This is a genomic window from Rhodococcus wratislaviensis, assembly GCF_041228765.1.
GTDB lineage: Bacteria > Actinomycetota > Actinomycetes > Mycobacteriales > Mycobacteriaceae > Rhodococcus_F > Rhodococcus_F wratislaviensis.
The window spans coordinates 221,360-246,154 of sequence record NZ_CP150488.1 but is presented as its reverse complement, the minus strand read 5'-3'; the positions used below and the strand labels follow the sequence as shown (position 1 = coordinate 246,154).

20 protein-coding genes, 1 tRNA gene, 1 other RNA gene and 1 pseudogene are annotated in these 24,795 nt (G+C 68.6%); 14 read left to right on the top strand and 9 right to left on the bottom strand.

The window, feature by feature from the left end:
• Window positions 1–82: 82 nt before the first annotated feature.
• The 3 genes from WKC72_RS01075 to WKC72_RS01065 form a co-directional block, all read right to left on the bottom strand.
• Window positions 83–1,042, bottom strand: coding sequence for an alpha/beta hydrolase family protein (locus WKC72_RS01075; protein ID WP_037239592.1), 960 nt, complete (start codon window positions 1,040–1,042; stop codon window positions 83–85).
• A gap of 178 nt (window positions 1,043–1,220) precedes the next feature.
• Window positions 1,221–1,308: transfer RNA gene (locus tag WKC72_RS01070), tRNA-Ser, on the bottom strand.
• A 59-nt stretch (window positions 1,309–1,367) separates the two neighbouring features.
• Window positions 1,368–1,862 carry a hypothetical protein gene (locus WKC72_RS01065; RefSeq protein WP_037239595.1) on the bottom strand — a complete coding sequence of 165 codons (495 nt, stop codon included), beginning with the start codon at window positions 1,860–1,862 and terminating at the stop codon, window positions 1,368–1,370.
• Between the two features lie 125 nt (window positions 1,863–1,987).
• On the opposite strand from WKC72_RS01065, the gene ffs reads away from it, so the two are divergent.
• The 3 genes and pseudogenes from ffs to WKC72_RS01050 all read left to right on the top strand — a co-directional run bounded on the left by ffs (window position 1,988) and on the right by WKC72_RS01050 (window position 4,380).
• Window positions 1,988–2,082: signal recognition particle sRNA small type (gene ffs, locus WKC72_RS01060), an RNA gene on the top strand.
• Window positions 2,083–2,125: 43 nt separating this feature from the next.
• Window positions 2,126–3,424: an aminotransferase class I/II-fold pyridoxal phosphate-dependent enzyme gene (locus WKC72_RS01055; RefSeq protein WP_370181507.1), complete on the top strand. Its 1,299-nt coding sequence runs from the start codon at window positions 2,126–2,128 to the stop codon at window positions 3,422–3,424.
• A gap of 47 nt (window positions 3,425–3,471) precedes the next feature.
• Window positions 3,472–4,380: pseudogene (locus WKC72_RS01050) on the top strand (IS5 family transposase).
• Window positions 4,381–4,432: 52 nt separating this feature from the next.
• Here the strand turns inward: WKC72_RS01050 and WKC72_RS01045 are convergent.
• On the bottom strand, window positions 4,433–5,269 hold the full coding sequence (locus WKC72_RS01045) for a DUF1206 domain-containing protein (protein ID WP_037239601.1): 837 nt from the start codon (window positions 5,267–5,269) through the stop codon (window positions 4,433–4,435).
• Window positions 5,270–5,357: 88 nt separating this feature from the next.
• Window positions 5,358–6,368 carry a Fe2+-enterobactin ABC transporter substrate-binding protein gene (gene fepB / locus WKC72_RS01040; RefSeq protein WP_370181506.1) on the bottom strand — a complete coding sequence of 337 codons (1,011 nt, stop codon included), beginning with the start codon at window positions 6,366–6,368 and terminating at the stop codon, window positions 5,358–5,360.
• Window positions 6,369–6,440: 72 nt separating this feature from the next.
• On the opposite strand from fepB, the gene fes reads away from it, so the two are divergent.
• Window positions 6,441–7,664 carry an enterochelin esterase gene (fes, locus tag WKC72_RS01035; RefSeq protein WP_370181505.1) on the top strand — a complete coding sequence of 408 codons (1,224 nt, stop codon included), beginning with the start codon at window positions 6,441–6,443 and terminating at the stop codon, window positions 7,662–7,664.
• 30 nt (window positions 7,665–7,694) lie between these two features.
• On the opposite strand, the gene WKC72_RS01030 is transcribed toward fes, so the two are convergent.
• Window positions 7,695–9,029 (bottom strand): MFS transporter, encoded by a 1,335-nt coding sequence (locus tag WKC72_RS01030; protein WP_128640248.1) that lies wholly within the window; start codon window positions 9,027–9,029, stop codon window positions 7,695–7,697.
• 55 nt (window positions 9,030–9,084) lie between these two features.
• Window positions 9,085–10,263 (bottom strand): CaiB/BaiF CoA transferase family protein, encoded by a 1,179-nt coding sequence (locus WKC72_RS01025; protein ID WP_370181504.1) that lies wholly within the window; start codon window positions 10,261–10,263, stop codon window positions 9,085–9,087.
• A 150-nt stretch (window positions 10,264–10,413) separates the two neighbouring features.
• On the opposite strand from WKC72_RS01025, the gene WKC72_RS01020 reads away from it, so the two are divergent.
• The 5 genes from WKC72_RS01020 to WKC72_RS01000 all read left to right on the top strand — a co-directional run bounded on the left by WKC72_RS01020 (window position 10,414) and on the right by WKC72_RS01000 (window position 14,403).
• A complete protein-coding gene (locus tag WKC72_RS01020) occupies window positions 10,414–11,616 on the top strand; it encodes a PucR family transcriptional regulator (protein ID WP_370181503.1) in 1,203 nt (400 codons plus the stop codon).
• Window positions 11,617–11,775: 159 nt separating this feature from the next.
• Window positions 11,776–13,095, top strand: coding sequence for an alkyl sulfatase dimerization domain-containing protein (locus WKC72_RS01015; protein ID WP_370181502.1), 1,320 nt, complete (start codon window positions 11,776–11,778; stop codon window positions 13,093–13,095).
• Window positions 13,083–13,460 carry a YidH family protein gene (locus WKC72_RS01010; RefSeq protein ID WP_112301685.1) on the top strand — a complete coding sequence of 126 codons (378 nt, stop codon included), beginning with the start codon at window positions 13,083–13,085 and terminating at the stop codon, window positions 13,458–13,460. The genes WKC72_RS01015 and WKC72_RS01010 overlap by 13 nt, the downstream gene beginning before the upstream one ends.
• Window positions 13,457–13,774 carry a DUF202 domain-containing protein gene (locus WKC72_RS01005; RefSeq protein WP_370181501.1) on the top strand — a complete coding sequence of 106 codons (318 nt, stop codon included), beginning with the start codon at window positions 13,457–13,459 and terminating at the stop codon, window positions 13,772–13,774. The genes WKC72_RS01010 and WKC72_RS01005 overlap by 4 nt, the downstream gene beginning before the upstream one ends.
• A 35-nt stretch (window positions 13,775–13,809) precedes the next feature.
• Window positions 13,810–14,403, top strand: a complete 594-nt coding sequence (locus WKC72_RS01000) for an HhH-GPD-type base excision DNA repair protein (RefSeq protein ID WP_037239621.1) — start codon at window positions 13,810–13,812, stop codon at window positions 14,401–14,403.
• A gap of 6 nt (window positions 14,404–14,409) precedes the next feature.
• Here the strand turns inward: WKC72_RS01000 and WKC72_RS00995 are convergent, their stop codons facing one another.
• Entirely contained in the window at window positions 14,410–15,756 is a 1,347-nt protein-coding gene (locus tag WKC72_RS00995; protein WP_037239624.1) for an ammonium transporter, read from the bottom strand.
• Window positions 15,757–15,966: 210 nt separating this feature from the next.
• Between WKC72_RS00995 and WKC72_RS00990 the strand changes: the two genes are divergently transcribed.
• The 4 genes from WKC72_RS00990 to WKC72_RS00975 all read left to right on the top strand — a co-directional run bounded on the left by WKC72_RS00990 (window position 15,967) and on the right by WKC72_RS00975 (window position 21,682).
• Window positions 15,967–18,240, top strand: coding sequence for a DNA polymerase III subunit gamma and tau (locus WKC72_RS00990; RefSeq protein WP_370181500.1), 2,274 nt, complete (start codon window positions 15,967–15,969; stop codon window positions 18,238–18,240).
• 84 nt (window positions 18,241–18,324) lie between these two features.
• Entirely contained in the window at window positions 18,325–19,023 is a 699-nt protein-coding gene (locus tag WKC72_RS00985; protein WP_174233877.1) for a hypothetical protein, read from the top strand.
• A gap of 44 nt (window positions 19,024–19,067) precedes the next feature.
• The gene (locus WKC72_RS00980) at window positions 19,068–21,011 is read left to right on the top strand and encodes a sensor histidine kinase (RefSeq protein WP_370181499.1); all 1,944 of its coding nucleotides are present in this window, start codon (window positions 19,068–19,070) and stop codon (window positions 21,009–21,011) included.
• Entirely contained in the window at window positions 21,008–21,682 is a 675-nt protein-coding gene (locus WKC72_RS00975) for a response regulator (protein ID WP_370181498.1), read from the top strand. The genes WKC72_RS00980 and WKC72_RS00975 overlap by 4 nt, the downstream gene beginning before the upstream one ends.
• Window positions 21,683–21,692: 10 nt before the next feature.
• On the opposite strand, the gene WKC72_RS00970 is transcribed toward WKC72_RS00975, so the two are convergent.
• Window positions 21,693–23,342 carry an amidase gene (locus WKC72_RS00970; protein WP_370181497.1) on the bottom strand — a complete coding sequence of 550 codons (1,650 nt, stop codon included), beginning with the start codon at window positions 23,340–23,342 and terminating at the stop codon, window positions 21,693–21,695.
• 235 nt (window positions 23,343–23,577) lie between these two features.
• Here WKC72_RS00970 and WKC72_RS00965 point away from each other — a divergent pair, with 235 nt between their 5' ends.
• On the top strand, window positions 23,578–24,792 hold the full coding sequence (locus WKC72_RS00965; RefSeq protein ID WP_005253367.1) for an acetyl-CoA C-acetyltransferase: 1,215 nt from the start codon (window positions 23,578–23,580) through the stop codon (window positions 24,790–24,792).
• The last annotated feature ends 3 nt before the right edge of the window (window positions 24,793–24,795 follow it).

Genomic DNA, 24,795 nt, shown 5'->3' with positions numbered 1-24,795 from the left:
AACACCGCAGTCGACGACAGTGGCCCCCGATCCGGAGATCGGGGGCCACTGTGGCGTAGGTCAGGCGGTCACGACGCCTGGCTCAGGCGGTGCCGAGGGCGGGCGCGAGAGTGCTGGCCCAGGACTCGTGCAGGCGGTCCTGCCAGTAGTTCCACGTGTGGAGGCCCTCGTCGGCGATGTGCGTCTGCACGTTGGCGCCTGCTGCCTTCGCCGCGGGGACGAAGGTCCTACTGCTCAGGCCGGAGGCGGTCTCGAGGGGAACCGTCTGCGAGAACTTCACCGGGTCGAACGAGTCGCTGTCCGGGTCGACGGTCGGATCGCCCGCCGCCGCACCCGCACCGGACGAGATGTAGACGGACTTGCCGCGCAGTGCGCCGACGTTGAGCAGCGGATCGTTGCGAAGCCACGCAGCCGACGGCCAGAAGCCCCACATGTTCAGCGCGTTGCCGCCCATCTGGGCGACGGACACCTGGATGCCCTGCGCGAAGCCGGGCGAGCTGGCCGTCGGGTAGCCGCTGTAGGACGCGACCGCCTTGTAGAAGTCGGGGCGGTGAGTGGCCAGGTTCAACGCGGAGGTTCCGCTCATCGACAGACCTGCGACCGCGTTGTTCACCCCGTCGCTGCCGAACTGCGAAGCCATCACCGGGGGCAGTTCCTTGGTCAGGAAGGTCTCCCACTTGACCCGGCCGAGCTTCGGGTCGTCGCGCAGCCAGTCGGAGTAGAAGGTGCCGCCGCCGCCGAACGGGATGACCACGTTGACGTGCTTGCCCGCGAAGAAGTTCTCCACGTCGGTCTCGATCAGCCAGCCGTTGTTGTCGTCCGGTGCCCGCAGTCCGTCGAGCAGGTACAGGGTCGGCGCGGGACCGCCGCCCGCGGCCTTGAGCACCTTGACGGGAATGTCCTTGTCCATCGACGGTGAATACACCGAGATCAGGGCGGAGTCGGCGTGGGCGACGCCGGTTCCCGCCAATACGGACACGAGGCCCGATGCCAATACTGCGACCAGGCCCACGATCAGTGCGCGGGTGCGACGAATCGCCATACGAATGTCCTTTTTATCTCGAATCGACACACAGCACAGCGAACGCTGCACCGCAGACGATAACAGGGAGATAACGGATTGCGCCCGCTGTGGCCAGGACTTTCTTCGCCGGTCGGTGTTCGCTGACACAAAAAGGAACCCCTGTGAACTGCTTTTCAGCAGTTCACAGGGGTTCCTGTGGCGGAGGATAGGGGATTTGAACCCCTGAGGGCGTTAACCCAACCCGCGTTCCAGGCGAGCGCCATAGGCCACTAGGCGAATCCTCCGTGGAGGAGCATACCCAACGACGGCGGCTCACCGTTAAACGACCAGGTAGCCGCCCGTTCTAGGCCCACTTCAGCTGGGTGAGGGCATGCTCGGCGAGGGGGACGGACCGGTCGCAGGACGTGTCCGGGTTCGCGGTGGCGTCGAGGCCGAATTTGGTCTCGATCGACAGGGTGCCCGCATCGGTGGTGACCTCGAGGATGCACTGGTACTTGCTCTCGGCGAGTGCGCGCCCCTCGAGCCCGCCGACGTCGATCGTGCGCAGGGGGTCGACCGGTTCCGGCGCGCTCGTAGTGGTGATCGTCACAGTGTTCAGCGCCTCGGGCTTGCCCCACGTGCAGGCGCGACGTTCGGGACTGTCGGTGGCGGTGCCCTCGCCGGCGCCTGCCGTGAGAAGCGGTGCGAGCGTCGCATCGTCCGCGAGCGTGCACGGCTCGGCCGCGTCCCAGCCCACCGCGTCCGACGTGGCTGCGTCGTCGCTGCCTCCGCCGCACGCCGACAGTGCTGCCACGACGGCGGCGAGTGTCACCGCGTGTGCTGTCCTTCTGAGTTTCATCCCGATCCTTTGCCGAAGGTGGCCGAATGCGGGGGCGACGGTAGCACTGGCCGTGGTCAGAGGTGCGGCGTCGGGCCCGGGCCGGGGTGGATCCCGACCACGGCTCGGGGCCGTCTACACTCTGTGGTGGATCCCGCGCGGCGCGCATCCTGTGAACTCCCCCAGGGCCGGAAGGCAGCAAGGGTCAACGGGCTCTGCCGGGTGCGCGGGGTCCCCTATCTTTCGCATACCCGACCCACGATGTCGGTGAGAGGCCGCTCCTGATGACCAACCAGACCCAGATCGGGTTGATGAGCCATGAGGAACTAGTTTCGGAGCACGAGCGCCAGACTGCGAGTTACGCGCAGCTGAAGACCGAGAAGCTCACGCTCGACCTCACTCGCGGCAAGCCCTCGCCCGAGCAGCTCGATCTGTCGGCGGCGCTGCTGACACTGCCCGGCGACGGCGACTTCCGCGACGGCAACGGCACCGACACCCGCAACTACGGCGGGCTCACCGGCCTGCCGGAGCTGCGCGCCATCTTCGGTGAACTGCTCGGCATCCCCGTCGAGAACCTGCTCGCCGGCAACAACGCCAGCCTCGAGATCATGCACGACAACGTCGTGTTCGCCCTGCTGCACGGCACCCCCGACTCCCCGCGCCCGTGGTCGCAGGAGGAGAAGGTCAAGTTCCTGTGCCCGGCGCCCGGTTACGACCGCCACTTCGGGATCACCGAGACGTACGGCATCGAGATGATCCCGGTGCCGATGCGCCCGGACGGCCCCGACGTCGGCGTCATCTCCGAGCTGGTGGCCAAGGATCCGCAGATCAAGGGTCTGTGGGCCGTACCCAACTACTCCAACCCGACGGGCGCGGTGTACTCGGAAGAGGTCACCCGGGCGCTGGCGTCGATGCCGACCGCCGCCCCCGACTTCCGGCTGTTCTGGGACAACGCCTACGCCGTCCACCCGCTCGTCGGCGAGACGGCGCCGTCGCTGGACATCCTCGGGATGGCCGCGGAGGCCGGTAACCCGAACCGGCCGCTCGTGTTCGCGTCGACGTCGAAGATCACGTTCGCCGGTGCGGGCGTCAGCTTCTTCGGTTCCTCGACCGCGAACCTGGCCTGGTACCAGAAGTACCTCGGTAAGAAGAGCATCGGTCCCGACAAGCTGAACCAGCTGCGGCACCTGCGGTTCTTCGGCGACGCCGAGGGCGTCCGCGCTCACATGGAGAAGCACCGCGAGATCCTGGCGCCGAAGTTCGCGCTCGTCCTGAAGATCCTCGAGGATCGTCTCGGGGCGTCGAAGGTGGCGTCGTGGACGGAGCCGAAGGGCGGCTACTTCATCAGCCTCGACGTCGTCGAGGGCACCGCGAAGCGTGTCATCGCTCTGGCGAAGGACGCGGGGATCGCGCTCACCGCCGCCGGATCGGCGTTCCCGTACGGCGTCGACCCCGAGGACAAGAACATCCGGCTCGCGCCGAGCTTCCCCTCGATGGAGGATCTGGACAAGTCGATGAACGGTGTCGCGACGTGCGTGCTGCTCGCCGCCACCGAATCACGCCTGGACCTGCCGAAGTCCTAGGGTGTGTCTCCCAATGATTTGTGGTGTTGTGCTGCAGACTCTTCGGTGTGGCAGACGTTGTTGATCGGTTTGAGGTGTTGACGGACAAGCAGTGGGAGTTGCTCGCGCTGCTGTTGCCCAGTTCCGATGGGCTCCGGGGGCGGAAGTTCCGGAACAATCGTGTGGTGGTCGAGGGGATGCTGTATCGACTGCGGACCGGGTTGCCCTGGCGAGATCTCCCGTCGCATTTCGGGCCGTGGAAGACGGTGTGGAAGCGACATCGCCGATACGCCGGAGACGGAACCTGGGATCGGGTGCTGACTGCTCTGGTCGCGATGGCCGACGCCGGCGGGAACCTGGACTGGGCGGTATCGGTCGATTCCACAGTGGTCCGTGTCCATCAGCACGGTGCGAACGCCGCCCGCCACACAGGGGGATCTACCGAATTACACGAACCTGCGTGACGAGCCTGCCGATCACGGCATCGGCCGGTCGAGGGGCGGGTTGACCAGCAAGGCGCACCTGGCGTGCGACGGTCACGGGCGCCCGCTGTCGGTGCTGGTCGGCCCAGGCCAAGCCGGTGACAGTCCGATGTTCGCCCACGTGCTGGAGGGCATCTGCGTGCCGCGGCTCGCGGGCGGAGCGCACCGCACGCGCCCCGACGAGGTCCGGGCCGACAGGCGTACTCATCACGGGCAAACCGGGAACTGCTGCGAAGCAGAGGCATCAAGGCGGTGATCCCCGAGAAGACCGATCAGGCAGCGAACCGGGTGAACAAGGGCCGCGCGGGCGGGCGGCCACCGAACTTCGACCCGGAGTCCTACAAGGGGCGCAACGTGGTCGAACGGGCCTTCAACAAGGCGAAACAGTGGCGTGCGGTGGCCACTCGCTACGACAAACTCGCCCTCACCTACCGCGCCGGATTCCTGCTCGCCGGCATCGTCGAGTGGCTCAAGTTATTGGGAGACATGCCCTAGTAGTACACGACGTCCGGCCGTTCACCCTCGCAGGTGAGCGGCCGGACGTGCTCTACATCCTGGCGTAGCGCGCCATCACGAAGCTGTACACCCCGTACGCGGCGATGCCCAGTGCCGCGAGGATCAGCAGGAACTGCCCGAACGGCGCCGAACCCAGGGTTTTGACCGCGCCGTCGAGTCCGGTGGCCTTGGACGGGTCGGCGTTGAAGACCGCCACGATCACCAGCACGCCCGCGCCCGCGATGACGAGGCCCTTGGCTACGTAGCCGACCAGTCCGAGGGGCTCGACGAGCTTCGACGGGGTGCCCTTCAGGTCGTCCAGGAAGTTCTTCGACGCCCCCTTGTAGATGTGGTAGCCGCCGATCGCGATGGCGACCAGACCCACCACCACGAGAAGAATCTTGCCTCCCCCGGACTCCATGAGGCGTGCACTCATTCCGGCGTTCTGCTGACCACTCGATTTCCCGCCGCCGCTCGCGAACTGGTATGCCGAAAAGGCGAACGCGAAGTAGACGACGGCCAGGCCGAACGCCTTCGCACGGTCCAGCAGGGACGTCTCGTCGCCGTCGCCCCCGGAATTCTCGGTCGCGTGGGGTCCGAGGACGGTCTCGGCGAGCCGCCACAGTGCCATCGCGATGAACGCGACCATCGCCACCCACAGCACTAACCGGCCACCGGGTTTGGCGGCCAGGGCGCCGAGGGCCCCGGACTGATCGGCGTTGCCGCCGGTGCCGAACGCCAGCTGAACGATGATGTACGCGATCAGCAGGTGGACGAAACCGCTCATCACGTGGCCCGCGCGCGCGACGCGTTCGAAAGTGTTGCTGTCGGTTGCCCTGTCGACGGCGCGGCTCATCCCGTTGGCTCGATTCGTTTCGTTCTGGGCCATCGGGTGTCCTTCGGGGTTGAGTGAACGGACCGGAGTCCCTGTGAACGTAGATGTACCCGATATGGGCCGCGCCGACACGGGGCGAGCGTTATCGCACTGCGTTCGTGACCCGGTCGATCAGGTTGGACGCGCTGTAGTAGTCGAGGCGGAAGCTGTCCTTCCCGAGCCCGATCACCTGCTTCTTCTCCGCGGACGGGGTCTGCTGCAGCGTCGGATCCGCAAGGAACCTGTCGGCGTCCGCTGCTTCACCGATCACGATGAACGTGGTGTTGCCGGGCACCGCTCGCGGCAGGTTCTCCTGCCCGGCAGGCACGACGTCCTTGCGGCCGGCCATGATGCCCTTGTCGGCGGCGGTGAGGTCGGACGGCAGCTCGGCGAGCGAGAATCCGAGGCGTTCCAGCAGGATGCCCTGCGCCGATTCGGCAGTGAAGATCCGCGACTCCTCCGGCGAGTTGTACGCGAGCACATTCACCGGGTTCGCCGCGGCGACCCTGTCGCCCAGCGCCGACTTGGCGTCGTCGAGTTGCCGGTCGAACTTCGCGACGAGGGCGTCGGCCTGCTCCTCGGCCCCGATGGCCGCGGCGATCTGTCCGCTGAGGTCCTGCCACGACTTGTCGTCGTACCGCAGCACCACGACGGGTGCGATCTGCTTCAGCGTGTCCACCTGATCGAGTGCCGAGTCGCCGCCCGTGGCGGACACGAAGATGAGGTCGGGATCGGCGGCGGTGATCTTCTCGACGTTGGGCTCCCCCTGATACAGCGTTTCGACGCCGCGCTCGGCGGCGATGGCCGCCCACTGGGTGAACAGACCGTGCTCGTCGGTGACGTCGCTGGCTCGCTGCGCGCCGGTACCGATCAGGGGGGCGTCGAGGGCGAGCAGTGAGCCGGTGAGGGTGACGCTGGTGGACACGATCCGCTCGGGCTTCCGGTCGATCGTGATGCTGCCGGTCTCGTCGGTGACGGTGCGGGGCAAGCTCTGGTCGGCCGCGGCCGGGGTGCCGGCGGTCGCGGCGTCGGAATCGGGATCGGACGAGCACGCGGCAGCGCCGATCCCGACGGCGAGGACAGCGACGGCTGCCAGTGAGCGACGAAGTTTCACGGTAAGACTCTCTTTCGCACGGGTAAGAAAACTAATTTAGGCTAGCGTTACCTACATTCGAAGGGGAAGTGGATGCTGCAACGAGTGCCGGGGCCCGAGCGTCGCGTCGTGCGGGCACGGTGGATCGACGACCTGACGCGTGACGGCGTCCCCGCGTTCTGGGACCGCCTCGCCGCCGCGGGCAGTCCGCTGATCGAGCCGGACGGGGCAGGCCCCGGCTGCGTGATCGCGACGTTCTGCTGGCGCGATCCGGACGGCGACGAGCGCACCTCGCGCACGCGGCACGTCTACTTCGACGCCAACGGAATCACCGACCGCTCCCGTCCGGAACGGGCCGCGCTGTCGCGGCTACCCGGCACCGACCTGTGGTCCCTGTCTGTCGAGGTCCCCGAGAAGTGGCGGGGCGCTTATCGTTTCATCCCCCGCGCGGAATCATTGACGGTTCCCGGCGACACCCCGGGCTGGCAGTGGTGGCGAAGCGTGCTCGTCGACGCGCAGTCCGACCCGTTCAACCCGCTGCCGACGCGGGTGGTGAAGACCGGCGACAGTTCCGAGGCGGTGATGCCCGCGGCACCCGCGCAGCGCTGGTGGACGGAGCGGCCCGGCCGTGGCGCACTCCACGAGACGACGTTCAGCCTGTCGGGCACGCGGCGGTCGGTGTGGGTCTACGAACCGCGCGGACTCGCTGCTCGGAATCGTCCGGTCGTGGTGATGCTGGACGGCCGGACGTGGGCGATCGACCTGCCGATCGCGGGGGCCGTCGATGCGCTCGGACGTGCGGGGCATCGGGTTCCGCTCGTCGTGATGGTCGACAGTGTCGGGCCCGAACTGAGATCCGAAGAGTTGGGCTGCAGCCCCGCGTTCGCCGCCGGTCTCGCCGGCGAACTGCTGCCCTGGCTGCGGCGCGAATGGGGCGTCACCGACGACCCTGCGTCGACGATCGTGGCCGGCTGCAGCCTGGGCGGACTGACGGCGTGCCACCTAGCATTGACGGCACCGCAGGTGTTCGGCTGCGCCGTCAGCCTGTCCGGATCCTTCTGGTGGCCCGGCTCCGGGCCGGGGGTCTCATTCCAGGACCGCGTCCGCGCCACGCCCCCGTCGAACAGCCGGTTCAGCGTGGAGGCCGGGACACTCGAATGGATGCTCGTCGAACCCAATCGCGAGGTGCGCGACCTGTTGGCCGGCACCGGCCACGACGTCCGGTACCGAGAGTTCTGCGGGGGCCACGACGTCCTGCACTGGCGCGACGGTCTGATCGCCGGCGTGGCCGCGATGCTGGAGCGTACCGACCGGTAATGCAGTGATGTGGATAACTCTGTGGATATGTCAGTCCGCGTCCGGCCGATAGCCGGCAATCACCTCGGCGTCTCGTTCCGGATGCACCAGGAGGACTGCAGCGAGCGCCCCGACCAGCATGATGATGCCGACGATCACGAATCCGCGGCCGTAACCGGCAGCGGTTCCGGCGGATCCTGCTACGAGGGAACCGATGAGCAGCGGTGCCGCGACGCCGCCGATGCTGTAGATCGCGACTGTGATGCTCATGACCGAACCACGCTGTTTCCGGGGCACCACATCGGACAGCAGTGAGAATGCCAAGCCCCACGCCGCGGTATTGAGGGAGAACGCGAGGGTGATGAGAACCATCTGCACCGTCCCGACCGGAAGGACGGTGAAGCCCACCATGCAGGCGCCGCCGGCGGCCAGCAGGAACGCGGAGAACAGGCCGCGGGCGGTTCGCGACGAGACGCCGTTCAGCGAGAGGCGAGTGGAGATCATTCCGGCAAGGAAGGTCAGGGCCACGGCCGACGCGAACGGTAGCGTGATCAGAAGTCCTGTGACCCCGGGGCTGTAGTCGAGGCCCTCGCGGAGATACAGCGGTAGCCAGCTCACCTTCAGTGCGGTCGCCCAATAGGAGCAGAACGAGAAGAGGGCGACGCCGATGACGGTGGGTCGGCCCCAGAGAACCCGCAGGGGAGCGGTGTCGGGGAGGGCCACAGCTTTCTCGCCGGCACCGGCGCCGGCATTTCCGGCGGGACCCTCGCCGCCCACGAACAACCACGCGACCAACCACACCACTCCCACCACCATCAAGATGAGGAAGGCCGCGTGCCAGCTGTGGCGCTGGATGATCCAGGTCAGAACCGGCGCCGCGATGAGGGGGCCGAGGGAGGCGCCCATGATGACGACCGAAGCGGGCAGGGAACGCCGTTTGGGAGCGAACCAGGTGTGGACGATCTGCTGCGACAACGCTCCCGCAGGTCCTTCCGCGAATCCGAGCAACATGCGGCACGCGAGGAACACCCCGAACCCCACCGTGGTGGTCATCGGCGCAAGGCTGAGCACCCACAGCCCGACCAGGCCGGCGAGTAGCCACCGTGCGGGCACCCTGCCGCCCAGTGATCCGAGCGCCACCGCCCCCACCGCGAACAGCCAGAAGAATGCGCTCTGCGCGGTGCCGAACTGCTGATCGCTCAGCCCGAGGTCGGCCTTGATCTCGACGCCCGCGAGACTGACGACGATCTTGTCGGCGAAATTGATCAGCATGAACGCCATCAGCATCAGGGTGATGATCCATCCGCGGCGTCGAATACCCGGCTTGTCCAGCTCGTCGGAAGGTTCGTCTGCCTCGAGCGGGGTGAGTGGATTGTGAAGGGACATGGGTGCTCCTGGAACGGTGGTCGACGCAGGGGAGACGAGCGGTACCGAACTGTCGTCAATGGACAGTGGCGTGATCGACGAGGCCGTACCGGCTCAGAACTTCCCCGGTGTGTTCTCCGAGTTCGGGGACAGCGCCGGCGCCACGATTGCGTGGCGTGCTCTGCGAGCTGTACGGCAGACCGGGAATGTCATACTGGGCGCCTTCCACACTGCTCGCCGTCGCGAAGATGCCACTGGCGATCACATCGGCCGCTGTCAGTACCTGGTCGTACGAACGGACCGCCCCTGCAACGATTCCGGCCGAGGTGAGCTGCTGCAGGGCCGTTTCGGTGTCGAGTTCGGAGAAGAACGGCGACAACGCGTCGAGAAGTTCGGCGCGATGGGCGACCCTGGCCGGATTGTCTGCGAAGCGTGGATCTTTCGGCAGCTCCGGGCAGTTCGCGATCGCACACAGTTGCTCGAATCTGGCTGCCGTGTACGCCGACACCACGATCGAACCGTCTGCTGTGCGGAAGATGTCTGCCGCAGGTGCGGCGGTGGGCTGGCCATTGCCGCTCCGGCGCGGAACCACGCCGGTGATGCCGTACTCACCCCAGTTCACGCACTGCAGATCGACCGCAACGTCGAGAAGTGATACCTCGATCTCGTCGCCGAGTCCCGTTCGCTCTCTTCGATACAGCGCAGCCAGGATCGCTTGAGCCACCACGTACGCCGTCGCATGATCGACGAGGGGAAATCCGACACGCTGCGGATCGCCGTCCGCTTCTCCGGTCGCCGACATCATGCCGGTTTCCGCCTGCGCCGCGATGTCGAGACCCGGCCGAGCGCGGGAGGGGCCGTGGGTGCCGAACCCCGAAACGGAAGCGAGCACGACCGTCGGATTCAGTTCGCGGATGGCAGCTGCCGAAAGTCCCAGCCTGTCCATGACTCCCGGCCGCAGATTGTGCACGACCACGTCGGCGTGGCGGATCAGTGAGCGGGCGTTGCCGAGGTCCACGTCGTTCTTGAGGTCGAGGACGATCGACTTCTTGCGCCGGTTGTAGGCCCGCATGATCGCTTCGCCGTACACGCCGATTCCACGCGCCTGGTCACCCTCGGGGCTCTCGACTTTGATCACGTCCGCGCCGAGGTCGGCAAGCGTCTGCGCCGCGCCCGGGGCAGCGATGTACTGGCCGAGGTCGACGACCACGATTCCGGCAAGGGGAAGGTCCGGTGCGTTCTCGGTCTGTGTCATGGGGTCCTCATTCCTTCGCCGGTGCATCAGGAGTCCTGTGGAGGTCTCGTCAGTGCATCAGCGTGCCGACCCGGTGACTGTCGTACCATCGGCGGCGGTCACACTCTTGCTGGGTAACCTGTGTGATCCATCACAGTGAGGAGTCGACCGATGCGGGCTGCATCCGAGACAGATCTGCGGCGTTCGATCGCACGGATGCGGCGCTCGATCCCTCGCCTGGCCAGGACCACCATCGACCGTTACATCCAGGCCACCCCGCTCTACGAGGGGACCGGAGTCCCCGACCACCTCCACCGCGAGAGTGCCCACACCGTCCGGTCGATGCTCGATGTCTGTTTCCGTTCGGTCGTCGAGGACTCGATCGACATCGCCGAGACCATGCGGGAAAGCATCGAACGAGGCACCGAGCGGGTATCCGAGGGTTTGCCGCTCCGGGAATACATGCGCTGCTGGCAGACGGCCTTCGACGTGCTCGCCGAAGCGCTGGAGTCCGAATGGGGCCGCGACCACGAGACGTTCTGGTTCGTCCTCGGCCGGGCCCGCCGGACCAACGACCGTATTCTTCGAGACGTGGCTTCCGCGTACGAGATCCACGCGCGCGAGCTGGTCGCGGCCCAGGATCACAACCACGCGCCGATCATCGACGCGGTCCTGCGCGGCGACGACTGGATCTTCGACGACCCCGAACTCGTTCCCGCGCAACCGGTCGTCCTGTTCCTCGACATCGGGGACGTCCCCGGCGAAAAGTCGGGTGACGCCCACGCCCGGTCGGTCGCGGTGAAGCGGAAAGTGCGCCGTCTCCGCGCCCAGCTGGCACGGGAACTGCCGGGTCTGTGGTTGACCGACATCCGTCCGAACTCCGGTCGGCTGCTGATGCATCCGCCGTCGATCGACCTGAATTCACTCGTCGCGGACCTCGAGAAGGCCAGCGGGGCTCGCGTGACGGCGGGTATCGACGAGGCGGCCGGAGTCGGAGATCTTCCGCGTGCGGGACGGACCGCGCGAGAGGTGCTCGAAGTGGGTCTGCGGTGCGGGCTCACCGGTAGAGCGATCCGAATCGACGATGTGGCTCTGGAACACCATTTCGCTCACGCGAGCGCGTCATTGGGCGTCCTGCTGGACCGGTGTAGCGGGCTGCGAAACCGCCCGGAGCTGGTGCAGACGCTGCGGGTCTACCTTGCGTGCAACCAGGACCGGCGCGGCACCGCGGACACGCTGTTCGTGCACCCGAACACGGTGGACAACCGCTTGAATCGGGTGCGCGAGCTGACCGGTCTCGACGTCCATGTCACGAACGATCTCCTCACGCTCGCCGTCGCGGTGAACTCCGGAATCGCACCGCCGGAGGCCTGAGTAGCCGGCGGACGATTGTCCCGACCTGTGACATCTCACAGGTCGGCGCGTCGGCGGGTGTGTGAGAACTCCATTGTCGGCGGAGCCCGCGGAACACAGAATTGGCCACAGCGGACAGCCGATCCGGCCGGACGAGTGCCGACACCCGAGGAGAGCGATATGACCGACATCATCGAATACGCCGACAAGGTGTGGCGGGGCGAGGCGAGCCAGCAGCTGTATCACCGCGGCGACCTCCGCAGGGAGGGGATGCATCGCGTCGCGGACGGTGCCTACATGTGGCCCGCCTTCGGCAACGTCTACGTCTTCCCCACGGATGCAGGCTTGTTCGTCTACGACACCGGCGACCTGCGCACCGCGAACGAGTTGTTCTCGGCGACTCGGGAACTCTCCGACCGGCCGATCCACACAGCGGTGTACTCACACGGTCACATCGACCACATCTTCGGGATGGGGCCGTTCGACGAGGAGGCGGCCAGGCGCGGCTGGGAGCGCCCCACCGTCGTGGCGCAGGAAGCGGTTCTTCCCCGCTTCGATCGCTACCGCAGGACCCGTGGTTACAACGGCGTCATCAACCAGCGACAGTTCCAGGCACCGAATCTCCAGTGGCCGAACGACTACCGCTACCCGGATGTCACGTTCGGCGATCGCACGACGCTCACGATCGACGACCTCGTAGTCGACTTGCGTCACGCACGCGGTGAGACGGATGATGCGGCCATCGCCTGGCTGCCGGACCGGAAGATCCTCTGCTGCGGCGATTTCTTCATCTGGGCGAGCCCGAACGCCGGCAACCCGCAGAAGGTCCAGCGGTTTGCGTACGAGTGGGCGCGCACCCTGCGTTGGATGGCCGGACTCGGAGCGGAGATCCTTCTCCCCGGGCACGGACTTCCCGTAGTCGGCGTGGACCGCATCCGGGTGACCCTGACGGACGCTGCGGAACTGCTCGAGACCCTGCACTGCCAGACGCTCGAGTTGATGAATGCCGGTGCGACGTTGGACGAGGTGATTCACACGGTCACGGCGCCCGCCGAACTGCTGAAGAAGCCGTATCTGGCGCCGTCCTACGACGAACCCGAGTTCGTCGTACGCAACGTCTGGCGGATGTACGGCGGCTGGTACGACGGAAACCCCGCCAACCTCAAGGCCGCTCACCGCAACGACCTGGCGCGGGAGATGGCAGAAATCGGCGGTGGCGCCGAGCGATTGGCCGAGCGGGCGCGTGAGCTGCTCGCACGCGGCGAGCATCGGCTCGCCGGGCATCTCGCGCAGATGGCGGCCGACGCCGATCCGGGCAGCCGGGTTTCGCACGAGACGCGGCTCGACGTGTTCGGTGCGCTCGAGCGGGCAGCCACGTCGACGATGGCGAAGGGCGTGTACAGCTGGGCGGCCGCGGAATCGAGGGCTTTCCTCGAGGGGAGCGACCGTGCGACGGAGCTGAAGGCCAAGACTGCGGGAAGGTCGCAGTGGGCGTTCTGAACTCGCGGCCGCAGCGCGCGTCGTCGGTCGCGTCCGAGGTGGAGGACGAGCCGGATTACCGCTTCACCCTCGCGAACGAGCGAACCTATCTCGCATGGATACGGACGGCGCTGGGACTCCTCGCCGGAGGTGTGGCGGTGGGCCAGTTGGCTTCGTCGCTGTCGGACGGAGCGCAGTGCGCGATCTCCGTTGTGTGTTTCGGACTCGCGACGGTGCTGGCGGTCGGTGCCTACCTCCACTGGCGGTCGGTGCAACTCGCGATCAGGCGCAGTCTGCCGCTCCCGGATTCCGTGCTGGTGCCCGTGCTGACTGTGGGTGTCGGCGTGATTGCGGTACTTGCCGTCGTTGCGACGTCCGTTCCGTGACGGGTGTGCAGGTCCGGGACGCCGGTCTCCAGCCGGAGCGCACCGCACTGGCGTGGCGTCGGACATCCCTGTCGGCAATCGCCGCGGCGTTGTTCCTAGCGCACTTCGCCGCAGTCTCGGACGCCGGTGTGGCCGGTGCGCCGGTTGCCGGGATGGCGCTGTCACTGTTGGGGATCGGCCTCGTCGCGGGTCGGCGCGTCTCTTCTCTGCGCCGTTCGCGCGCAGGGATGACCGATCGTAGTGCGCTGCTGATCTCGCTACTCCTGGCCGCGACCGCCGCCTCGGCCGTCGCCGTCGCGGTTCTCGGCCGGTAGCTGCGCAGCCGAGACCGACCTGGCAGGATCGAACCATGGCACGCACGCTGAACCTGGTAGGGGATCCGGACGCCGACGCACTCCTCGCGAGTGACCCGCTGGCGCTGCTCATCGGGATGTTGCTCGATCAGCAGGTTCCGATGGAGACGGCGTTCGCGGGTCCGAAGAAGCTGGACGACCGGCTCGGCGGCCTCGAGGTGCACCGCATCGCGGAGATGGATCCGGAGGAGTTCGCGGCCGTCTGCTCGCAGACGCCGGCGGTCCACCGGTTTCCCGGATCGATGGCCACCCGCATCCAGTCGCTGTGCGCGTTCCTCGTCGAGAACTACGACGGCAGCGTCGAGGCGTTGTGGACCAGCGGCGACCCCGACGGCAAAGAGGTCCTGAAACGGCTGAAGGCGCTGCCGGGTTACGGCGATCAGAAGGCCCGCATCTTCCTGGCGCTGCTCGGTAAGCAGATCGGGGTGGAGCCGAAGGGCTGGCGGGAGGCCGCAGGCGACTACGGCACCGACGGAGCGCGGCGTTCGATCGCGGACGTCGTGGACGACAAGAGCCTCCACGAGGTCCGCGAGTTCAAGAAGGCGGCGAAGGCCGAGGCGAAGAAGGCTGCGGCGGCGAAGAAGAAGTAGCCGCCGCTACTCGGTGTCGGAGGGCTTCTGCTTCCGCTCGGCATCCAGGTGCCGCCTGCGTTCGGCCTCGTGCATCCACGGGAAGACGCTGTTGCCCTGACCGCCGCCGCCCGGACCGTGCCCGAGCACACCGTGCTCGTACGCCGACTCGGCGTGCAAAGCAAGGTCGATGCCGGACGACTCGTCCTCCGCGCTCACCCGGAACCCGAAGATCCGGTCGATCAGCTTGCCCAGCGCGTACGTCACGCCGAACGCGTACAGGGCGACGACCACCACGGCCACCACCTGCTTGCCGAGTTGGGCGAACCCGCCCCCGTAGAAGAGGCCTTCCGGTCCGCCGGTCATGACCTCGGTGGCGAGCAGACCGATCAGGATGGTGCCGACGATGCCGCCCATCAGGTGGACACCCACGACGTCGAGGGAGTCGTCGTACCCGAGGCGGAACTTCCAGCCGACGGCGAACGAGCAGACCACGCCGGCGACGGCGCCGACGACGAGCGCGCCGACCATGCTCACGGTGCCGCAGGACGGGGTGATCGCGACCAGACCCGCGACGACGCCGGACGCCGCACCGAACGTGGTGGGGTGGCCGTCACGCTTCTGTTCGACGAGGAGCCAGCCGAGCAGGCCGGTGCACCCGGCGACGAGGGTGTTCAGGAAGATCGCGGCGGCGGTGCCGTCGGCGGCGAGCGCGGAGCCGGCGTTGAAACCGAACCAGCCGAACCAGAGCAGGCCGACGCCCAGCAGCACCAGCGGCAGGTTGTGGGGGCGCATCGACTCGGACCGGAATCCGAGGCGCGGGCCCAGGACCAGCGCCAGCGCCAGGCCGGACGCGCCGGACACGATCTCGACGACCAGTCCGCCCGCGTAGTCGAGGGCGCCGAACTGTGCGATCCAGCCCTGCGGGTTCCACACCCAGTGCGCGACGGGCGCGTAGACGACGAGGGCCCAGACGGGAACGAAGATCATCCAGGCCGAGAACTTGGCCCGGTCGGCGATCGCACCGCTGATCAGCGCGGCGGTGATGATCGCGAACGTCAGCTGGAACGTGGCGAACAGGATCTCGGGCACCTGCCCGTGGACGGTGGTGGGGTCGATGCCCACCATCCCCAGGTGCTCCAGCCCGCCGATCAGTCCGCCGCCGATGTCGTCGCCGAAGATGAGGGAGTATCCGGCCACCAGCCACGCGACCGTGACCAGCGCGATCGACACGAAGCTCATCATGATCATGTTCAGTACGCCGGTGGAACGGACCATCCCGCCGTAGAACAGGGCGAGCCCCGGCGTCATCAGAAGGACCAGCGCGGTACTGATCAGAAGCCAGGCGGTTGCTCCGGCGTCGATTGCAGGCACGACATTCTCCTCACACACCGGGACGAAACCCGGCGCGGAAAGTCACGATGACCGCGAGCGGTTTCGACTGTGATGCCGCTGCGTTGCGAACGTGTTACGCAATGCGGTCAGGTTCGGACCTCGGCATGTGAGTAGCGCCCCGAGCGGGTGCCGAGCGGGCGCTTCGACCACCCGGCCCGGACTGTCGGGGACCGCCGGTAGTCTTTCCGCGTGGCCCTGTACCGGAAGTACCGACCCGCATCCTTCGCCGAGGTGGTGGGGCAGGAGCACGTCACCGAACCACTGAGCACCGCTCTCGACGCCGGACGGATCAACCACGCGTATCTGTTCTCCGGTCCCCGCGGCTGTGGCAAGACGTCGTCTGCCCGAATCCTGGCCCGATCGCTGAACTGTGTCGAGGGTCCCACCTCGACGCCGTGCGGCCAGTGCCCCTCGTGCGTGGCGCTCGGCCCCGGCGGTTCGGGCAACCTCGACGTCACCGAACTCGACGCGGCCAGCCACGGTGGCGTCGACGACACCCGTGAGCTGCGCGACCGCGCGTTCTACGCGCCCGCCGAATCCCGGTACCGGGTGTTCATCGTGGACGAGGCCCACATGGTCACCACGGCCGGTTTCAACGCGCTCCTCAAGATCGTGGAGGAGCCGCCGGAGCACCTCATCTTCATCTTCGCCACCACCGAACCGGAGAAGGTGCTGCCGACCATCCGTTCGCGCACCCATCACTACCCGTTCCGGTTGCTTGCGCCGACCACGATGCGCGGGTTGCTCGAGAAGATCTGCCACCAGGAGAGTGTGCCCGTCGCCGACCCGGTGTATCCGCTGGTCATCCGCGCGGGTGGCGGTTCGCCGCGTGACTCGCTGAGCATCCTCGATCAGCTGCTCGCCGGAGCGGGTGACGAGGGCGTCACCTACCCGCGTGCGCTCGCGCTGCTCGGCGTCACCGACGTCGCGCTCATCGACGACGCCGTGGACGCGCTCGCCACCGGCGACGGTGCAGCGCTGTTCGGAACGGTCGACCGCGTCATGGACGCCGGGCACGATCCGCGCCGGTTCGCCGTCGACCTGCTCGAGCGCCTGCGCGACCTCATCCTGATGCAGGCGGTGCCCGACGCCGCCGAACGTGGCCTGGTCGACGCGCCCGGCGACGTGCTCGAACACATGCGCGCCCAGGTCCAGCGGATCGGTCCCGCCACGCTCACCCGCTACGCCGAGGTGATGCACGCAGGCCTGGGTGAGATGCGGGGCGCCACGGCTCCCCGCCTGCTGCTCGAAGTGATGTGCGCCCGGATGCTGCTGCCCGCGGCGTCCGATGCGGAGTCCGCCGTGCTGCAACGACTCGAACGCGTCGAACGCGGACTTCCGCCCGCCGGGGCGGCGCCGGCAGTGGACGCGGCCGAGCGGCCGGCGGCGGCTCCTGCGCGTGCGCCGCAACATCCCGCCGAGCCGGAGCCGGAACCGAAGTTCCAGCGACCGTCGATGCGCCAGGCCGCGGCGGCCACCGTGCCCCCGCCGCCCGAGCCGGAACCCGAACCGATGCCGCGGCCGGTTCCGGAGCCCGCGCCGACACCCGTTCCCGAACCGGAGCCGCAGCCCGAGCCGACACCTGTTCCGGAGCCGACGCCTGCGCCCGAGCCTGCCCCTGTGCCCGCACCCGAGCCCGCGCCCGCACCCGAGCCCGAGCCCGTGCCCGCTCCTGTTCCGGAACCCGAACCGGCGCCCGCTCCTGTTCCGGAACCGGAACCTGTACCGGAGCCGACTCCCGCACCGGAACCGGAGACGCCGATCGCCCCCGAGGTGGAGGCGGAGCCCGCCGCATCGGCCGGACCGGATGCCGCCGCGCTGCGGGAAGCCTGGAATTCGCTGCGCGAGAAGGTGAGTCAGCGTAACAAGATCCTGCCTGCCATGTTGTCGGCCGCGACCGTGCACGACGTTCAGGGCAACCGCCTGATCCTGGCGCACCCCGTCCCCAACCTGGGCGCTCGCATCGCGTCACCGCACAACGCTCAGGTGATCACCGAGGTGCTCGCCGAGATGTTCGGCGGCACCTGGGAAGTGGAGTATCAGGCCGGTGCTCCGACGGCGCCGCCCCCACCGGTCGCGAAGGCCGCTGCAGCGCCGACGAAGCCGGCAGGCGCACCGCGATTCTCCCGGCCCAGCCAGGAGAAGACCGCGCAGCGTCCGCCGCAGCAGCAGTCCGACACACAACGCTCCGATTCGGGTCCGGGTGCGGGCCAGGCACGTCCGTCGTCCGAGCCGGACGACGACATTCCGCCGCCGGAGGCACCCGACTACCCGGACGATCCCGGGCCGATCGACTACGAGGCTTCCGCGACAACGCCGCCGCCCGTCTCCACACCCGAGGACGAGGAAGAGATGTTCGCGGAGGCGGCGGAACCCGTCGATCCCGCGACTCGCCGCGACCCGGAAGACGTGGCGTTCGAACTGCTCAAGGACATGCTCGGGGCCAAGAAGCTCGAGGGCTGACCCGAAGGGGCCGCGTCGCCGGTCCCGCCACATCGGGACATCGGCCCCTGGTGCCCGGGACGCCGGGTGCCCGATTCTCGTCCCATGAGCACAGTGAATGTTCCAGACGGCGTGCAGAACGAGGTCCCGGCGACGGCGCGACCGCGAAGTGGCCGGTGGTGGGCCTACGTCGGGGCCGTCGCCGGCGTGGCCGGAATCGTCGGCATCCAGGCGAGTATGTCGATCGACGCGGTCTACGTGGAGGCGTCGGCCGGCGACGCGGTCGCAATCATGAACGGCCTCGCCGGACAGCGCACCGGGATCCTCGTCATGCACGTGGCGGTCATGACCGCGGCGCTGCTGATCCTCGTCTTCGCCGCGGGGTTGTCCCAGCGGCTGCGAGCAGCGTTGCCTGCCGAGAGCATCCTGCCGTCGGTCGCGGCGTTCGGTCTGGTTCTGACGTCGGCGGCGTGCCTGCTCGGAACCGGCCTGACCACCGAGTTGGTGTTCGGTCTCGGTGACACAGACCAGCTGGTGCCGGAGTTCGCGGTGGTCGGGGGCCACTGGATGGGCACCATCCCGTGGCTGTGGGCGGGTGCCGGGGTCAGCGCGCTGGCGGTGGCCGTCGCACTGCTGCGCGGGCAGGCCGGCCCGCGGTGGATCGGCTGGGTCAGCCTGGTCCTGGGCCTGGTGACGGCCGTCATCGGCGTCTCGCCGCTGCAGTACCTCGCGGGGTTCACCGGACCGCTGTGGGTGCTGGTGAGCGCAATCGGTTTCGCTTTCGCCGACACCGTGCGCGAGTAGCGGAGATACTCGTTCGCATCATGGTGAAGCAGAAGGACACTCCGATGACCGAGGGGTCGGCAGGTACGGGCGGTGCGCCCGTACCTGCTGCTGTCATGGCGGTGTCCGCGTGGATTCTGGTCGTCCTGTCGGTGGTGGCGTTCGTCCGGGCCGATCCGGGCATCGATTCGAACCAGCTGTTCTTCCTGGTGGACGTCGTCGGGGCAGCGGTGTACGGGACCGTGGCCGGCGTCGTCCTCGCGCGCCGGGTGCATCCGGTGCCGATCATCATGGGGATCACCGCCATCGGCGTGGGTGTCGCCGCGCTGAGCTACAGCTATTCCCAGCTCGCGGTCGTGCGGCCGGGGTTGCCGTGGGTCGACGTGCTGTCGCCGCTGCAGAACACGGCGTGGATTCCCGGGACGCTCAGCCTGTTCCTGATCGTGCCGTGGCTGATCCGCGACCATCCGCTCGGTGTCGGCGCGAAACTCGGCGTCCTCGCGGGTATCGCGGCGACGTCCTGGTACTTCTGGTCTCGCACGTTCACGGGGATCCCCGCGGTGTGGGTGATCGTGCCCGTGCTCGTCGTCGGCTCCGCGGCGGCAGCGGACTGCGGGTGGCGCTGGCGGCACGGCCCACCCGACGAGCGTGTGGGGCTCGGATGGATGTGCCTCGGCACGGCGCTGATGACGGCGGCGTACATTCCGCTGGCCCTGCCCGCGTCGCTGCCGGGGCTGTGGGTGCTCAACCCGTTGGTGCACTTGGCCGTTCAGGCGTTCTATCCGGTCGCGATCCTGGTGTGCATCCTGCGTCAGCGCATGTGGGGGCTGAATCTCGCCGTCAGCCGCGCGACGGTGGCGGGCACCCTCACCGTCCTGCTGCTGGTGCTCTACGTGGTGGTGGCCACGGCCGTGACGGCGCTGCTGCCCGAGGGTGATTCGGTGGGGGCGCAGGTGGTCGCGGCGGGTGTCGTCGCCGTCGCCGTGCAGCCGGTCCGGTTGTGGCTGCAGCGGCGGGTGCACCGCCTCGTCTACGGAGAGGGCGAGGACCCGGCGCGGGCCGTCCGCACCCTGGGCCGGCAGTTCGGCAGTGCGGAGACCCCGGAACAACTCCTGGAGGGACTCGCTGCCGGCGTGGGCGTCGCGTTGCGGCTCGAATCCGTGTCCGTGCGGCGCACCAGCGGGGTTGCCGCGGTGTGGGGTTCGGCGACGGGGCACGCCGAGTCGGTGGAATTGGTCCACCGCGGTGCGGCGCTCGGGACGATGGTCGTGACGGCGCCGCCGGGGGAGTCGCTGGGGGCGCGCACCCGCCGGTCGCTCACCGAGTTGTCGGCGGTGGTGACGGCCGGTCTCGTCGTGCTGCAGTCGGCGGAGAATCTGCAGGAGGCCCGACGCAGGTTGGCGTCCGTGCGACTGGAGGAGCGGCAGATGATTCGCCGCGAACTGCACGACGGGCTGGGTCCGTCGCTGGCGGGCATCCGACTCGGCCTGCAGGGCGCCCGGAACCTGCTCGGCTCGGATCCGGTCGCCGCCGCGGAACTCATCGACGCGCTGCAGGAGCAACTCGACCATCAGGTGGAGGGCGTCCGGCAGCTGTCCCGCAGCATGTTCCCGCCGGTGCTCGACGAGCTCGGACTGGTCCCGGCGCTGCACGAACTGGCAGCCAGCCAGTCGCGCAGCGGATTCCAGCTGCGGGTGCAGGCCGATCCGCCGCCCAGGCTGGGGGCGGAGATCAGCGCCGCGGCGTACGGGATCGTCGTCGAGGCCGTCACCAACGCGCGCAGGCACAGCGGAGCCGACGGCTGCCGGGTCGACGCCACGTTCGCGTCGGAGATGCTCACGGTCGTCATCCACGACGACGGGTGCGGGTTCGATCCGGCCGGGGGCGGCGGCGTCGGAACCAGGTCGATGCGCGAGCGCGCCCACGAACTCGGCGGCACGCTCCACATCGAATCCGGCCGTCCGACAGGCACGGTGGTCACCGCCCGGTTACCGTTGACCGCATCATGAGCGCAGGCACCACGAATTCCACCACCTCGTCCATCCGGGTCGCCGTCGTCGACGACCACCCGGTGTTCCGGCTGGGCATGGTGGCGTTGCTGTCGACCCTGGACGGCATGGAGGTGGCCGCGCAGGCCAGCTCCGTCGCGGAGGCGCTCGACGTCGTCGACGGGGACGTCGACGTGGTGCTGATGGACCTCGAACTCGGGGACGGTTCGGGGGTGGACGCCACCCGGCGGCTCGTCGAGCGGCACCCCGCACTGCGGGTGCTCGTGGTGACCATGCACGAGGACGACGAATCGCTGGTCGCGTCGGTGCGGGCCGGTGCCCGCGGCTACCTGGTGAAGGGGGCCGATCCGGGGGAGGTCGAACGGGCGGTCCGGGCGGTCGCCAACGGTGAGGTGATCCTGGGCGCCGCGGTGGCGGCCCGCGCGATGGGCTTCATGGCCGCCTCGCGCCGTGTGGGTCCCACGGTGTTTCCCGAGCTGACCGACCGGGAGCGTGAGGTCCTCGACCTCGTTGCCCGCGGCTACGACAACGCGAACATTTCGCGGCGACTCGTGCTGAGCCCGAAGACGGTGCGCAACCACGTGTCGAACGTGCTGGCCAAACTCGGTGTGCCCGACCGTCCGACCGCGATCGTCCGGGCACGGGACGCGGGTCTCGGCCTCGACGCCTGACCTCGCGGCGTCATACCGCCGCGGTCGATGTCGTCGGCACGAACCGGATACCCGGGCCGGTGTCGTCCGTGTTGGTCGCAGTCGGTCCGGCGCCGGGGGCCGCTACCCGCACCTCGGGGATCCGCCGCGGTGACGGGCCGAGCGGCGGCGCGTCCCGCCACACCGGCTGCGCCTCCTGCAGTTCCAGGACGATCGAGATCAGCGACGCCTCGGACCACGGAACCCCGCCCAGTTGCACGCCGAACGGAATGCCGGTGGCCGCGGACCGGCCCACCGGGGTGCAGACGACCGGGGCTCCGGTGTAGTTGGCCCAGAAGTAGTTCTCCCGCGCACCGGCGAACACGCTCGAGTCGGAGAGCGCGTCGCGCCGCACCCCGTCGGTGAGGGAGCCGGGGCGCACAATCGCATCCAGCCGGTGCTCGGCGAACATCCGGTTGTAGTCGTGCTGGAAGCGCAGGCGTGCGCGTTCGAGAGCGAAGTAGTCCGCGACGGGCAGGGCGAGGCTCGCCGTCGCCGCGGTCGCGGCGAGCGCCGACTCCTGGCCGTACGCCGGGAGCCGGTCCGCGAACTGCCGGTGATACGAGCCGAACTCGGCATAGTCGCCGCTCAGCAGCCCCTTCGGCACGTCGGGCACGGTCACGTCGACGATCTCGCCGCCCAGTGCGCGGACGAGGTCGAGGAAGCCGCCGAACAGGGTCCCGGTCGCGCCGGGCAGGTCGTCGGCGACACCCCGCGGCAACCCGAGGCGCGTGCCCGACAGCGGGCGTGACCCGCCCACGGCGGTCAGCGGGTAACCCTCCGCGGGAACGTCCGGGCCCACCGACGTGCAGGGGTCGTCCACGTCGACGCCCGCCATGTGACTGAGGAGCAGCGACGCGTCGGCGACACTGCGCCCCATCGGGCCGGTGTGATCGCGCGTCCAGGTCAGCGGAATCACCCCGCTGGTGCTGCACCGGCCGAACGTCGGTTTGATCGACGTGATCCCGCACGCGCTCGCGGGGATGCGCAACGACCCGCCGGTGTCGGTTCCCACCGCACAGGGCGCGAATCGCGCGGCGAGGGCGGCGGCGCTGCCACCGGACGAGCCGCCCGGCGAATACTCTACGTCCCACGGGTTCCCCACCTGCGGTGTCGCGGTTCCGATGGCGAACTCGTGGGTGTGCGCGTGGCCGATCAGCACCATGCCCGCGTCGCGCAGCTGCCGCCACACCCCGGAATCGCCGGCGGCGATGTTTCCCGCGAGGACGCCGCTCGATGCCGTGACGGGCAGCCCGGCCACCGCATAGAGATCCTTCAGCGCGATCGGCAATCCGCAGACCAGCGGCGCGGACCCTGCCGCGAGTCGCTGTGCGGCCGACTCCGCGGCCTCGTAGGCCTGCTCGGGGTAGATCCGGATCCAGGCCCCGATGCCGCCGTCGTGGGCGGCACTGCGCGACAGGCACGCGTCGAGCAGCTCGCGCGGATGCAGCGCGCGTGACTGCAACAGCGACGCGGCCTCGACCGCGCTCAGGAGAGCCGGATCGGACGCGGTGATCGCGGCAGGAGACGGCAGTCGACGAGCCGGATCCGCGGACGCTGCGGCGCGTCCCAGCCCGGCAACGGTCGCCGCACCCGCGGTCGCGGCGCCGAACAGTTGCCGGCGGGACAGTCGGGTGGTCACAGCGTGTTCTCCTCCGCTCGGGTCGGGTCGAGCGCCGGGTCATTACAGCACGAAAGTGCGGCCCGGGTAGGGCGGAGATCGGCCGATCGTGATCGCCTGGGTCACGATCCAGGATCGCTTCGGTCCTTCCTACCGTTTTGCAACACGTTCTAAGGTGGACGTGCCGGGGTATGCCCCGTGCAGAGCGCCGTGTGCACGGTCGGCGTCGACGCAGATTAGGAAGGAACACTCCACAGTGACCACAGAGGCATTCATTTATGAAGCCATCCGAACCCCGCGTGGCCGCGGAAAGAAGACCGGTTCGCTGCACTCGGTCAAGCCGATCTCGCTGGTCACCGGCCTGATCGACGAGCTCCGCGCCCGCTTCCCCGACCTGGACGAGGATCGCATCTCGGACCTGATCCTCGGCGTCGTCACCCCCGTCGGCGACCAGGGCATGGACATCGCGCGCGTCGCGGTGAACGACGCCGGACTGCCCGACACCGTCGGTGGCGTCCAGCTGAACCGGTTCTGCGCGTCCGGCCTCGAGGCCGTCAACACCGCCGCGCAGAAGGTGCGCTCCGGCTGGGACGAACTGGTCATCGCCGGCGGTGTCGAGTCGATGTCCCGCGTGCCGATGGGCTCCGACGGTGGACCGTGGGCGCTCGACCCGGCCACCAACTACGACAACTACTTCGTTCCCCAGGGCGTGGGCGCCGACCTGATCGCCACCATCGAGGGCTTCTCCCGCGAGGACGTCGACGCGTACGCCGTCCGCTCGCAGGACCTCGCCGCGAAGGCGTGGACCGGCGGCTACTTCGCCAAGTCCGTCGTCCCGGTCAAGGACATCAACGGCCTCACCGTCCTCGACCAGGACGAGCACATGCGTCCCGGCACCACCCTCGAGAACCTCGCGGGCCTCAACCCGTCCTTCGCCGGCGTCGGCGAGATGGGCGGCTTCGACGCGGTGTCGCTGCAGAAGTACCACTGGGTCGAGAAGATCAACCACGTCCACCACGGCGGCAACAGCTCCGGCATCGTCGACGGCGCCGCACTGGTACTCGTCGGATCCGAGCAGGCCGGTAAGGACATGAGCCTGACCCCGCGGGCCCGCGTCGTCGCGACGGCCACCAGCGGTGCCGACTCCACGATCATGCTCACCGGCCCGACCCCGGCCTCGAAGAAGGTGCTCGCCGCCGCCGGTCTGACCGTCGACGACATCGACCTGTTCGAGATCAACGAGGCGTTCGCGTCCGTGGTGCTCAAGTTCCAGAAGGACCTGAACATCCCGGACGAGAAGCTCAACGTCAACGGCGGCGCCATCGCGATGGGGCACCCGCTCGGAGCCACCGGCGCCATGATCACCGGCACCATGATCGACGAGCTCGAGCGTCGCAACGCCCGGTACGCCCTCATCACCCTGTGCATCGGCGGCGGTATGGGCGTCGCCACCATCATCGAGCGCGTCTGACCG